This window comes from Vibrio rubrogenes (genome assembly GCF_059641415.1).
In genome coordinates, this window is record NZ_JCARSY010000055.1 from 1 (window position 1) to 12,782 (window position 12,782).

Sequence of the window (12,782 nt, forward strand, 5' to 3'; positions counted from 1 at the left end):
AATTCCTTCAATTATCTATAATAAGTTCATGTTTTTAATGCACATAGAACCTTTAGGCTCTTGAACGATAAGAGCAAGGGGTGTGCCAACTCGATCACATCAATAAAATCAGATGGTTATAAAAATATAAATGTAAATACAAGCAAGATCTTGCCCAGAGGCGAGCAAGAAGTTGCCCGGTGAGCAAAAAGTTGCCTGAAAGAAGTGGAATAAGTATCACGGAAATGTTTTATTTTTGAGACAGATTTATTTTTGAGACAGATGAAATATCGGTGCCGAATATATGTAAGGCGATCCCGTATGCTGTATCGCGCGCTTGGATTCTGTCAGGAAACAATGTCTAAACCATTCCTGTTTATTGCCTGAGCGCTTTACTAAAAGTTTCTGTTAATGTGCTGACTAAAGATGGACGACAGTTGATATCCCCTCGTGCCAGTGCGTCATCGACTAATCCGTGCATGGCATGAAACATCATCAAAGCCATCATTTTGGCGTCTGTAACCTGCCATGCATTCGCTTTATCACCTTGCTGTAACAGGGAACATAACTGTTCAATGACCGGGTTTTCGCTCATCAGACTTCGCCCTTGCTTTGGATGGATATCCTGAAAGAGCATGTCGTGAAGAATAATTTGATCCAGTAAGCCATCGATTGCGGTTGTGAACCAGTTGTGGAGTTGCGATTGCCAATCATCGGATTGACATTGTGTCAGTGCTGTCTCAATCCGGGCACAAAAGCTGGTCATAAAACGCTGTTGTAAGGCGTGTAACAGGCTATCGCGCGAATGAAAGTAAATATAAAAGGTCCCTTTGGCAACATGAGCCGCTGCCGTAATATCTTCGATCCGGGTCTCATGAATCCCTTTGGTTAAAAATAAATGTTCAGCTGCATCCATTAAAGCTGTGCGTCTGGTATGTGGTGATCGAGTGCGTCGATGCAACTGAGTTTTTTTTGTATCGGTACGATTATCCATTGTCATGCCTATGATTCGCCAGAAGAACAATGATTACAGGTAGAGTACGGGTCTGTAAATCCCGGAACACCATGTTATTCACATATTTCAATCCATAACAGTCTGTTCTGTTGGGGCTATCCTGCCGCACGCCACCATGATTGAATGATGATTCATCTGTTTATCTTATGGCGCAATTATTCCATGACGCAATTGATGATTACATGAGGCCATTGATTACATAGTGCAATGCGGTTCCTACATCTGAGCCGGTTCTGTCAGTGTGATGATTTTGCTCGGCCGCCAAATCGTCGAGTCTCTGTGAGTGACGATAATCAGCGTTACAGGCAGATCACTTAGGAATGCTGCGACATGGCGTTCTGTCTCTTCATCGAGTGCGGCGGTTGCTTCATCAAGAATGAGAACCGAAGCTGTTTTGAGCAGGGCGCGGGCTATCGCAACACGTTGTCTTTCTCCGCCGGAAAGTAAGCTGCCTTGATGGCCGACGGGCTGATCAATCCCTTTCGGTGAGCGGTCAATGACGTGGCTTAACATCGCTTGTCGTGCTGCGCTTTCTACTTCTGAGCGGCTTGCACCGGCATGTCCTAAAAGAATATTTTCAGCCAGAGTCCCGGTAAACACCACTGGCTCTTGTGCAACATAAGCAATATGCGAACTCAGTTCAGCGTAGCGCATCTGATTCAAGGGCACGCCACCGAAGGTAATCTCGCCACTTTGCGGATCATCAAAGCGCATGATGAGTTCAACCAAGGTACTTTTGCCGCAACCACTCGGACCAGAAATAATGACATTTGCGCCCGGTTCAATTTCAGCACTCAATTGACTGAGAACAGGTGTCTGGCTGATACATTTCAGGGAAATATGGTGTCCATCGGGAACCAAAGCTTCGCTTGCATCGGGTTCAGGTAAGGTCGGCACTAAGGTATTTTTGAGGTAGTCGTTCCATGCGGCACGTAAATTATTAATACTCAGGCCAGCCAGTGCCAGTTCACCCAGCGGTGCCGCTGCTCTGGTCACTAAAACCAATAAGGCCAGTGTCATAAGCGGGGAGCTGATTTGAGTGATAGTCAGATAAGCACTGATACAGACTAACGGTAGAGATTTGGCGACTGCTGAGACTAACGTTGCTTTAGCCGCTGCCCGGTTGGTCGTGGCTAGAATACCTTCTTGGGTTTGCCATTGTTGTTCGATGCGTTTGATTGCTCTTGTCGGCCCTGCGGTGGTACGCAACAGCTCCAGATGGTCAACAAATTCGATGGTAGCGTTTGCGGTTCCGATATTGGCATCATGCCTTGTTTTATCACTTTCCATCAGTGCCATCTGAGCTTTAAATTGCAGATACAGTGACAGCGCCAGTGTGCCGGCGGTAATGACAGCCACTTCTGGCCCTGATAACCATGCAATGCCACAGACCAGAAACAGGGGAAGCAGTGGTGCATGCAGGAAAGTCTGCATCTGATGGGCCGGAACACTCATAAACCCCGGAATACCTTGAGAAGCCAACATCGCCAGTTGAGCCCGGCGAGTGTCGGTAAACCATGAAAGTTTGGCTCGGGCAAATGCCTGCCCCAGCATTTCAAATAAATCACCGGACAGCCGCACTCCGCAGAAAAAACCGGCCCGGGTTGTGAGTATCATAATGAGTACGGCAATACCGGCTGAGACTATGACCCAAACCGGATCTTGTTGGAGCGTGATAGTCTGTGCCAGCACGGTATAGGCAGTGGCTTCCAGTGCAGCAACGAAACACCAGCTGATGCTAATCCAAATCAGCCGACGCTTGGTATGTAATGGCCATATCGGTGGGGTAGAGCCGGATTGGTGAGCCGCGAAAGTCATACCGTGAATTCCTTTTGTTGTTGTGGCGATTTTTCGAGATGCATGTGTTGGTCGGCTTGAGAAGCCAGCGCTGGATCATGGGTTACCATGATCAGGGTTTTATTTTGGGTGTGAGTCACATGTAGCAAGGCCGCCATCAGTTGATTTGCCCGAGAGTGGTCTAAAGCACTGGTTGGTTCATCCAGCAGTAGTATCTTTGCCGGGCTTAAGAACAAGCGTGCAAGCCCGACTCTTTGCTGCTCTCCGCCGGACAGTAATGCTGCATTCGCATCTAAGTCGATGTCAATTTGGGCATGATTCAGCGCATCATGGAGCCGTTCGTCACTGGCCTTCGGCGCTGTCAGCAATAAATTATCCCGCACCGTCGTATTTAGGACGGGTTTTGTTTGTGGTATGAGCTGAATCTGCCGGTGGCGGGCTTGCTCATCGAGCGTGGTTATATTTTGCGCTCCCAGACGAACCTCTCCGCTCTCCGGTTGTTCAAATCCGGCAAGGATACGCAGAAGCGTGGTTTTTCCGCTACCACTTGGCCCCGTGATGACGGTGAGTTTTCCGGGCAAGAATCGATGAGATAAATTATCAATCAACGTGCCGTTCTCGGTAGTGATGCAGATGTTTTGTATGGTGAGTTCAGCATGAGCAGCCTGAAGTGCAGCGTCACCTCTGGGAAGTGGCGTTTCATGCAGTAATTGAGCGAGCCGTTGGCCGGCCGCACGCCCGGCGGCAAGGTAGTCGAGACCATGTCCGAGGCGTAACGACGGGGTGACGATTGCCAGCCCGAAAAGCATCGTTGCCGCGATCGATACTGGGCTGAGTTGATAAGATGCCCAATAAGCAATCGCAAATGTTGCAACCGCTTGTAATAGTGCGGTGGCAATTGCGGCTGCGGTTGCCACATGACTGACCCATGTGACCATACCTTGAGTGAAGCGGTTGGTTGCTGCATGGTAATCGGCAAGCGCTCCTGACTGCGCGTCAAACAGCCGGTTGATTCGGATTCCACGAACATAGTCGTTAATCGCGGTGACGATTGTCTCCATTGCATCCACTCGCTCAGCATTATAACGCACAGAGTAACGCGGCATTAAAATCAGGTAATACATGGCCGCGAGGCATCCGGGGAGTAAGGCGAGTAAAGAGATTGGGCCAGACATCACGAGCAGCATGATCACCGAAGCGACAGGGACAATCATAAAAGTCACGATTTCTGCGGGTAAGTGGGCAACCACATGATGCAGGGCGCTAATATCTTCAGAGACTAACCGTCGCAGTGCGTTGTCGTCGTAGCGCGCTAAAGTCCGGGTCGGGAGCTGTGTTAAGTGAGTAGCAACCTGACGGCGTAGCCGTGAGGAAAAATCGGCTTCGGCCTGATGGGAAATCCACGATGCAGCGGATGAACAAATCGCTCCCACTCCCCAACAGACACACGCATAGAGTACCCAGATAATTGCGAGATCTTCTATCAGGTGAATGAGACACCAGAGTGCTGCTAACTTTGCTAAACCGGCAACGGCCTCAGCGAATATGCCTGCACCGAGCTGTGGTAATACGGGTTTAGCGGATATCATTAAAGGCGTAAAAAGGTGTGCTTGGTGTTGTCCTTTTGGCATGAATTATCCCTCGTTTCTGCGGACGTCTGCGCATTGGAAGTCGTACAACATGGTGTATCCCTTGTGTTTTTAAATGATAATGATTATTAATTGCTAATGGCTTTGGGTCATTATTGATCAAATCTTCGACAGGATTCAATCGGAAAATAAGCTTAAGGTGCTGAGATTTTCGTTTTTACAGGAAGGGTGTTTGAGGAGGATGCCAGATGCAGGCAGTAGGTCATTGGGATGATGATTTTTGGAGCGTTATCGAGAGAGAAAGTATTTGAGGGGGGACGACGCGAGTAGCCCTCACTCAATGTCAGGGCTACCGTGCGATATTCCGGTTCTGCAAAGCCGAGTTATGTATTCATTTCTGACTGGAGAGTTAACGATGGTGCCGAGAATGCGTAAATACCAATGAGTGCCGGTATGGTTGTCAATGCGGCATATGCACCGACATAACTGGCATCATACCCAGACAGGAAACTCACAATTAACGGGCTCATGCCACCAAAAACTGAGAGAGCAACGTTATAGCCAAGCCCCAGAGAAGTGGTGTTGTTGCGGGCAATGGAAAATAGCACCGTCGCCAGATTGGCTAAAATCAGTGCTGAAATCAGGCTAATCGTGATAAATGCGATCCATTGCTGCCACCCATCATGACTATGAATCAGCAGGTAATAAGCCGGGTAAGAAACCACCAAACCGGCCAACAATCCGCCCGAAAAGCTTTTCGTTGGTGATGACAGATATTTGTCCGTGATCCATCCGACCAGCAAGATCATCACAAGTAAGGTCACCGAATTGACCAAGGCAAACGGTTGAATGGGGAAATCTTTGGCTAAAATGGTGCTGGAAATATTCTGGACGTAGAAAACTACCGCTCCTGTCACAGACACCAAACCGATCCTGACTGTGGTTCTTACATCGTTGGTTAAGCGAGTCGGCTGTGGGGTCGGAAGCGCAGCGGGCAAGCGCAGGCGGAACCAAAAACTCATGGCAATGTTCACTGCGCCAATAATTAAAGGGATACGCCATCCATAAGCTTGCATCTGGCTTTCAGATAAGGTGCCTTTCAGCCCCATCACGATTAAGACGGATGCAATCACCCCAACAATTGAACTGGCAACAATCAGACTGCTGATACGAGCATGTTGTTCACGTTGGCTCCCTTGGTGCAGGTATTGAATGATGGTCGGATACTCTCCGCCAAAACTGAAGGCCTGAATCATTTGCAGACATAAGAGGAGTATCACAAGACTCTCTCCCAAGATATTGACGGGTAAAGCCGCCATCAGCAGCGTCGCACTGCCTGTCAGGCTGCTGGTGATGATCAGGGCTTTTTTTCTTCCTTGTGTGTCCGCAATTTTACCAATGACCAGCCCACCGAGTGGCCGGATTAAGAATCTGAGCGCGAAAATTCCCCACACCATCCATTCTGAATGGACGATGCCATGACTGGATAGCAAATGAGATAAATAAGGAGAGATAGCAGCATAGACTGCAATATCGTAAAACTCGAATGCATTGCCTGAGACAATCCCCAATCGTTGTAGCCAACTTAACATGTTAATTCTCCATAATAATTTCAATCTGGTTCCCATCGGGATCATGGGTGAAAAAATAAACAAATCCCCCCATTCGAGCCGGTTTTATCTCTGTACAAGGGGCGAACTGAGCGAGTTGCTGACGTGTTGCTGCAATGTCATCAACCTGAATGGCGATATGCGTGATGCCAATGGTTTGAATATTAGGCACGGATTCGATATCTGAGATCAGTGGCGTTGTGTGTTTTTCGGCGGTAAAACAGAACAGCTCAATCGCTGAACCCGCCTCTGTGGTCATCATGACAATCGAGACTTGTTCATCGGTGTAACTTTTGTGTGTCGTATAGCCGAATTGCGCATAGAATCTCTGGCTTTTATCGAGATCCCGACAGGTTAAAGAGACGTGGTGTAAACATCCAGACATGCATCAAGTATCCCGTGTTTTTGGAGTAACTGAAAAAAGGTGGCTCGATTGCCGGTACAACGAATCTTTCTCTTGATGGTTTCAATGCGTTTTCGTTCCGCAGATTCACTGCAATGATGTTGCCAGGCGATTTCTTTGGGGGAATGAAAAGATAACAGAAGGCGGATGGTACTCATTTCTTTCGCGGTCAGGACAATATCACCAAACCGGAAATGGTTTTGCTCATTCATATGAGTATTTGGTGTATCGGATAGGGCGGCCATTGACTGATAGGGGAGCGTTGCAACCTGATGTTTCAGCCATAATTTGTGAGCATGATAAGCCAGATAAGGACGTAGGACTGCCAGTTGATGACTTTCCTGACTGGTGAGTTGATGGCGGCAGGCTAAAGAGACGATTTCAGCGCGTTGTGAGCATAACCATGTATAATCTACTTTATCCGGGATCCGAAATTTACTTAATAAATGATGATATTCTTCATCTTTGTCCCGCCATGATGAAAGCCCCGGTGACATGCGTGTTCCCACGGTTCTGTTTAATCCTCGATCCCAGTAGCTCAGGTGCCAGTCATAATCCGTCGATAAGGTATAGATTTCTTGCGTGTCCAACGAAACCACTGAATAGCTGATATGTATGGCATCGTCATATATTTTTGAAATCAGTCGGCTGAACTGAGTGCAAGCCTTTGCCATTTCTATTGAACTAACATCCATTTTGGGCGGATTCCTATGTTGCTTATCATGCATATAAAAGAACTGGCGTGATTATACTACTCGTTGCTATTCCATTTGCAACCTGTCAAAAAATACCACCTGTTTTTTATATTTTTTTTGCGGCATGATCAAACGATAACAATCAAAAATTGGTTAGAGATGTGGCTTATGAATAGTACCCAACATAAACTTGATGAAATCTTTTTTTGGTGCAATGTCGTCATGGAGTGCCGTAAACACCAAGAGGCATACCCGACTCAAAAGCAGGAGAGAGCCGCTTTGCTACGTTCTATCGAAGCATTACAGACGACAATCAGTCTGAATATGGAATCACTGATGATCGGTGATTCCAAGGGGCAAGCTTGAGGTAGTCATTAGAGGGGATGATGATACGCAGCAGCGCATCTTCGTTCAGCAATTGAACGTGATGGCAGTATCACAACTGACCGGACAGGCTGACTTTTTGAAAATAATTACCGCTCCCGCATCGTATCCGAAAGCGATTTTTGAACAACGAATATCTCTTCAAACTTTTATTCAATCCGCTCTAGCAGCACACCTGCTTCCATGTGGTGGGTGTAGGGGAATTGGTCGAACAGCGCGAAGCGCGTAACGCGGTGTGTTTCACTCAGAACCATCAGGTTTTCTTTCAGGGTTTCCGGGTTGCAAGAAATATAAAGAATCCGCGGGTATTTCTGCACCATTTTGCAAGTATCGATATCCATGCCGGAACGTGGCGGATCGACAAAAATCGTTTCACATTGGTAGCTGCTGAGATCAACACCGGCATCTTTCAGACGACGGAACTCACGTTTTCCTTCCATTGCTTGGGTAAATTCTTCTGCGGACATCCGGATGATCTGCACATTATCGATGTGGTTGGCGGCAATGTTATATTGCGCAGAATCGACGGAAGGTTTCGCCAGTTCGGTTGCTAATACGCGATTGAAATTTTGCGCCAGCGCCAGCGAAAAATTCCCATTGCCACAGTAGAGTTCCAACAGATCCCCCCCCTGGCTGTCCCGGGTACAGTCAACGGCCCATTCCAGCATTTTCTCGGCAATCCGACCATTGGGTTGAGTAAAACTGTTTTCAACTTGCTGATATGTGTAGGTTTGACCATGGACGGATAGTTTTTCGATCACATAGTCACGATCTAAGACCATTTTTATTTTTCGCGCACGGCCGATTAAGTTCAGATTAAAACCTTGTTGGCGTAGGGTGTCTTTTAAGGTTTGCGCAGCTTGTTGCCACTGTTCATCAATCTGACGGTGGTAGAGCAGTGAGACCAGAATCTCTCCGCTGAGCGACGATAAAAAATCAACCTGAAACAGTTTGTGACGCAGGATGTCGTTGTCGCGGATCTGCTCTATCAAGGCCGACATCAATTGATTGATCAGTTGGCTTGCTGCCGGGAACTGATCAACCCGATATTTCTGACGGGTTTGCTGATCGAACATGATGTAGTAGAGATCATTGCCTTCATGCCAGACGCGAAACTCAGCACGCATTCGATAGTGTTGCTCTGGTGATTCAAAAACGTCGAGTGCCGGCATGTGAAATTCAGAAAACATCTCAGTAAGCCGAGTGACTTTCTCTTGCAGTTGATTCTGGTAGCGTGCGGGATTTACATCAAGAGTAGCCATCGTATTACCTTTATCTTTAATAGAGCGAATATTTTACAGAGCGAACAATGAAAGAGCGCAGATTTTATTCAATTCCATCATGATGTCCAGTCTGTTCATGGATCCACAGCGGATTTTCTTCATGAGTCAGATGAATATCATCTGGACAAGCTTTATGTAGGTCAATACTATCGTGCCAGTTGGTACCCCCAAATGACAGCGTCTATTTGTCAAATGGGGTGTTGAAAAGGGAATCTGGTGGAAATCCAGAACTGACGCGCAGCGGTAAATAGAAGACAAGATCTCAAGAGACACTGCATCGGATGTGGGAAGTCGGGATTTTGGCGGTTATCTCAGGGTAATCATATTCTTAAGTCCGAAGACCTGCCAGCAACCGGGAGATAACAGGAGCTCCGGTCAGATTAACGCGAATTCAGGATATAAAAATGAAAAAAACAGTTTTAGCGATCGCAGTGGTATCGCAGCTTTCTTGCGCTTTTTATTCTTATGCAGACAGTTCAAACGCAGACACCGACACAATGGTTGTGACTGCGAATCGGTTTGAGCAGTCGGCTCAATCCACATTGGCTGATGTTGAAGTCATTACTCAGCAAGATATCCATCGGAGTCAAGCGAAGAGTATTCCTCAGCTGCTGAGAAATATGATTGGGATAGAAATCAGTCAAAATGGCGGGAGAGGTCAAAATTCATCGCTGTTTGTAAGAGGAACGAGCTCAACACAAGTTTTGGTTTTACTTGATGGTGTTCGTTTTGCTCGTGCAGCAATCGGCTCAGTTGATTTTAATCAGATCCCACTGACTTATGTTGAGAGAATCGAGTATGTCAGAGGGGCTCGTGCTTCTTTATATGGTTCTGAAGCTATCGGTGGTGTTATCAACATCATTACCAAAGCGCGATCACAGCAAGAAGAGACTCAGTTAAGTGTTGGGCTTGGCAGCTTGGATTCTCAGGAAATCAGTGTTACCACTGGCTTTAAAGTTCATGATAACAATCAATTGAATGTTGCAGTGGGGCATGAAAGTACGGATGGTTATAATGTTCATCCTGTTTCTGGAAAGAATGATGGGGATCGACATGGTTTTGAAACCAATAATGCGCTAATCGGCTATGTACATGATGTAAATCAGCAAGTCTCTCTGTTTGGCAACGTTCGGGCTTATGACAATACCTACCAATATGATAGTCAAGGTAATAAGTATGAATCCGAGAAAGAAGATATCGCTGCTGGATTTGGTGGTAAATATAAGTCAGATAATCTCCAGTCAGAAGTACAGTTGTCTACTCAAAGACAGAAATCTTGGAGATATGAGCAATCTTTGGGTAAAGGTAGTGCAGGTACGACTCAGGATGAAGTTAAACAACATACGGCTCAGTGGATAAATAGTTATACAGCAATGCCATCGTTGATATTATCCGGGGGTGTAGATTGGCGAGAAGACTCATATGACGATATTACAAATCATACACAGTTTTCACACGATAATTTCGGTCTGTATGGGTTAGCTTCGTTTCATCATGATAAAACAAAGCTTGAAGTCGGTATTCGTAATGATGATAACGAGGACTTCGGCAATAAAGCGACTTATAATTTAGCCGCAGGCTATCAACTCATTCCTGAATTTGGAGTGAAGGCCTCCTACGGAACTGCTTTCAAAGGCCCAGACTTATACCAGCTACATGACGCTACTTATGGTAATGTGCACTTAAAACCAGAATCTTCGCAGAATGCTGAGCTTGGTTTTCATGGTGTGATTCAGACGGTATATTGGTCTTTGACTGGTTATGACTACCAAATTGACGATTTGATCAATTATGAGTTTTCAAGCAATTCTTACAATAATATCGACGGGACGTCTCGAATTAAAGGGGTCGAACTGACATCTGAATTCGATACCGGCATTGTGCAACATCGTATTAGTGCTGAATATAAAGATGCCCGAGACGCCAAAAATGAACTATTACCTCGTCGCGCGCATGTATCCTATAAATGGAATATGACAGCATCCTTTGATGTGTTCGATTTATCGGTGAATTATCTATATATAGGAAAACGAGACAACTCAGCATTCGATACTGTTACTTTGCCATCATATTCTCTTGTTGATACGGCAATTAATTATCAGGCTAATGAATCGGTAACTATTGGTGGACGTATCGATAATCTTTTTGACAAGTCATATGAAACATCTTATGGCTATCCATCACCATCGAGAGCTTACTCTATCAATATCACCTATACGTTTTAAACGTCAGAGAAACCGCCTTCGGGCGGTTTCTTTTCTTTTGAAAATCATGATTGTCAAAATTGATTGAAAGCGTATCATGCATTTTCATCTTTAGTATTTCGATGTTGTCAAACGTGTTCTCAAAAGTTTCTAATATCCTAATTTTTGACTCTGGTGTTGGTGGTCTCTCGGTTTATCGGGAGATTCAGCAGCTGCTCCCCGAGCACAACTATTTCTATCTGTTCGATAATGAAGGCTATCCATACGGAGAGCTGCCACAGCAAAAACTACTCAACCGGGTTGAAACCTTAGTCTCGTCGCTCGTAACAAAGATGGCGATAGATATTGTGGTGATTGCCTGCAATACCGCGAGTACGATTGTTCTGCCTACTTTACGCAAGACATTAGATATCCCGGTTGTTGGCGTGGTTCCCGCGATTAAACCTGCTTGTAATTTAGCGCAGCGATGTGTCGGCCTCATTGCGACACCTGCAACCATTCAACGGCCTTACACTCATGAGCTGATTCGGGATTTCTCATCTGACAAAGAGATCTGTCTGCTCGGGTCAACCGCATTGGTCGATATGGCTGAACGCAAATTACGCGGTGTCACCGTGAATATGTCTGAGCTGGCAAACATTCTTCAGCCGCTTCAAGGGAGAATCGATGTTGCTGTACTCGGCTGTACACACTTCCCACTATTGAGATATGAAATTCAGCAGACATTGGGAGAGAATGTCGTTCTGGTGGATTCCGGAAAAGCGATTGCTCGAAGAGTGATTAGTCTGATTTCACCGAGAATGTGTAGGCATTCGCCGCAGACACCTCGGATTTTTGCCAGTACCTCACCATACGACGGTGAAGCACTGACACGAGTTTTATCCGAGTGGGGATTTAATCAAATTGAGAATTTTCCGCTTCAGGGTTTTTTGGATCATTTGCAACCCGAACTTTAAGAGTCCGATCCATATAACTAGACTCATTGAGTTTCGTAATTGCTTTTTGTGCATCAGCCTCTGGCATTACTACAAAGCCAAAACCACGCCGCTTTCCAGTCCGTTTGTCCTTCATTAAACGCACTGCGAAAACTTCACCATAATCTGAAAATAGACTTTTGACATTCGATTCATTTGCCTTGTAGGGGAGATTGCCAACGTATAATGTTGTTGTCGCCATCTGTGACTGCTGTTGAGAAGACGAATTTTGAGAGGTGAGAATAAAAACAAGAGTTGCCCCTGCCAATCCAACCAGAAAAGCGACAACCGAGGGAATTGCAAGCTGAGAAAGCGCAATGACACCTAACACAGCAAACGTGGCAAGCCACAAAAAATATTTAGTTAAATTCATATTGGAATACTACTTATCAATTAATAAGAAAGATGAATACATAAATAAAATAGAACAGATAGATGAATCTTACGTTTATGTCTGGGGTTTTTCCAACCTATTGCTGTGATAATCTTCAAAGGTTGTAACATTATTTATAACGTTTCTGATTTCTTTTTGAGCAAACGGGAAAAAAAGTAAAAAAATCACTTGCTACAAGTTATTTGTTCCCTATAATGCCGCCTCACCGACAGAGAGTGTCTGAAAACGGCAAACTCAAGGTAAAAGAAAATCCTAAAAATTGTTGGCAAATATCTGTTGACTTGATTTTCGAAAAGCGTAAGATACGCACCCCTAGCCAAGGCGACAAGCCAAGTGCTAGATGCTCTTTAACAATATAGACCAATCAATCTGTGTGGGCACTCGTCGATAAATATCCAAAAAGATTTTATCAATGAATCGAGTGACCAAATCAAGTTGGAAGCAGGCAACTGTTT

General features: G+C 45.6%; 11 protein-coding genes and 1 riboswitch. Of the genes, 3 read left to right on the plus strand and 8 right to left on the minus strand.

Going from position 1 to position 12,782, the window contains the following annotated elements; genetic code table 11:
• Positions 1-355: 355 nt before the first annotated feature.
• The 6 genes from AC55NX_RS19620 to AC55NX_RS19645 form a co-directional block, all read right to left on the minus strand.
• On the minus strand, positions 356-973 hold the full coding sequence (locus AC55NX_RS19620) for a TetR/AcrR family transcriptional regulator (protein ID WP_496997266.1): 618 nt from the start codon (positions 971-973) through the stop codon (positions 356-358).
• 237 nt (positions 974-1,210) lie between these two features.
• Complete coding sequence (locus AC55NX_RS19625) at positions 1,211-2,812, minus strand: ABC transporter ATP-binding protein (protein ID WP_496997267.1); 1,602 nt, start codon at positions 2,810-2,812, stop codon at positions 1,211-1,213.
• Positions 2,809-4,422 carry an ATP-binding cassette domain-containing protein gene (locus AC55NX_RS19630; RefSeq protein WP_496997268.1) on the minus strand — a complete coding sequence of 538 codons (1,614 nt, stop codon included), beginning with the start codon at positions 4,420-4,422 and terminating at the stop codon, positions 2,809-2,811. Before AC55NX_RS19630 ends, AC55NX_RS19625 begins: the two co-directional genes overlap by 4 nt.
• 341 nt (positions 4,423-4,763) lie before the next feature.
• Positions 4,764-5,972, minus strand: coding sequence for an MFS transporter (locus AC55NX_RS19635; RefSeq protein ID WP_496997269.1), 1,209 nt, complete (start codon positions 5,970-5,972; stop codon positions 4,764-4,766).
• Position 5,973: 1 nt separating this feature from the next.
• Positions 5,974-6,375: a VOC family protein gene (locus AC55NX_RS19640; protein WP_496997270.1), complete on the minus strand. Its 402-nt coding sequence runs from the start codon at positions 6,373-6,375 to the stop codon at positions 5,974-5,976.
• A complete protein-coding gene (locus tag AC55NX_RS19645; protein ID WP_496997271.1) occupies positions 6,345-7,088 on the minus strand; it encodes a helix-turn-helix transcriptional regulator in 744 nt (247 codons plus the stop codon). The genes AC55NX_RS19640 and AC55NX_RS19645 overlap by 31 nt, the downstream gene beginning before the upstream one ends.
• A 168-nt stretch (positions 7,089-7,256) precedes the next feature.
• On the opposite strand from AC55NX_RS19645, the gene AC55NX_RS19650 reads away from it, so the two are divergent.
• Complete coding sequence (locus AC55NX_RS19650) at positions 7,257-7,454, plus strand: hypothetical protein (RefSeq protein WP_139344153.1); 198 nt, start codon at positions 7,257-7,259, stop codon at positions 7,452-7,454.
• Between the two features lie 167 nt (positions 7,455-7,621).
• Here AC55NX_RS19650 and trmA read toward each other — a convergent pair whose 3' ends face one another.
• Positions 7,622-8,734 (minus strand): tRNA (uridine(54)-C5)-methyltransferase TrmA, encoded by a 1,113-nt coding sequence (gene trmA, locus AC55NX_RS19655; protein ID WP_496997272.1) that lies wholly within the window; start codon positions 8,732-8,734, stop codon positions 7,622-7,624.
• Positions 8,735-8,897: 163 nt separating this feature from the next.
• Positions 8,898-9,119: riboswitch (cobalamin riboswitch) on the plus strand.
• A 40-nt stretch (positions 9,120-9,159) separates the two neighbouring features.
• On the opposite strand from trmA, the gene btuB reads away from it, so the two are divergent.
• Positions 9,160-10,980: a TonB-dependent vitamin B12 receptor gene (btuB, locus tag AC55NX_RS19660; protein WP_496997273.1), complete on the plus strand. Its 1,821-nt coding sequence runs from the start codon at positions 9,160-9,162 to the stop codon at positions 10,978-10,980.
• Between the two features lie 113 nt (positions 10,981-11,093).
• On the plus strand, positions 11,094-11,915 hold the full coding sequence (murI, locus tag AC55NX_RS19665; RefSeq protein ID WP_496997274.1) for a glutamate racemase: 822 nt from the start codon (positions 11,094-11,096) through the stop codon (positions 11,913-11,915).
• Here murI and AC55NX_RS19670 read toward each other — a convergent pair.
• Entirely contained in the window at positions 11,854-12,306 is a 453-nt protein-coding gene (locus AC55NX_RS19670) for an RNA recognition motif domain-containing protein (protein ID WP_496997275.1), read from the minus strand. The genes murI and AC55NX_RS19670 overlap by 62 nt on opposite strands.
• Between the last annotated feature and the right edge of the window lie 476 nt (positions 12,307-12,782).

Excerpts from the sequence above, each read along its gene's own strand:
- AC55NX_RS19620 (WP_496997266.1), bottom strand. The coding sequence starts at position 973 with ATGGATAATCGTACCGATACAAAAAAAACTCAGTTGCATCGACGCACT.
- AC55NX_RS19625 (WP_496997267.1), bottom strand. The coding sequence starts at position 2,812 with ATGACTTTCGCGGCTCACCAATCCGGCTCTACCCCACCGATATGGCCA.
- AC55NX_RS19630 (WP_496997268.1), bottom strand. The coding sequence starts at position 4,422 with ATGCCAAAAGGACAACACCAAGCACACCTTTTTACGCCTTTAATGATA.
- AC55NX_RS19635 (WP_496997269.1), bottom strand. The coding sequence starts at position 5,972 with ATGTTAAGTTGGCTACAACGATTGGGGATTGTCTCAGGCAATGCATTC.
- AC55NX_RS19640 (WP_496997270.1), bottom strand. The coding sequence starts at position 6,375 with ATGTCTGGATGTTTACACCACGTCTCTTTAACCTGTCGGGATCTCGAT.
- AC55NX_RS19645 (WP_496997271.1), bottom strand. The coding sequence starts at position 7,088 with ATGGATGTTAGTTCAATAGAAATGGCAAAGGCTTGCACTCAGTTCAGC.
- AC55NX_RS19650 (WP_139344153.1), top strand. The coding sequence starts at position 7,257 with ATGAATAGTACCCAACATAAACTTGATGAAATCTTTTTTTGGTGCAAT.
- trmA (WP_496997272.1), bottom strand. The coding sequence starts at position 8,734 with ATGGCTACTCTTGATGTAAATCCCGCACGCTACCAGAATCAACTGCAA.
- btuB (WP_496997273.1), top strand. The coding sequence starts at position 9,160 with ATGAAAAAAACAGTTTTAGCGATCGCAGTGGTATCGCAGCTTTCTTGC.
- AC55NX_RS19670 (WP_496997275.1), bottom strand. The coding sequence starts at position 12,306 with ATGAATTTAACTAAATATTTTTTGTGGCTTGCCACGTTTGCTGTGTTA.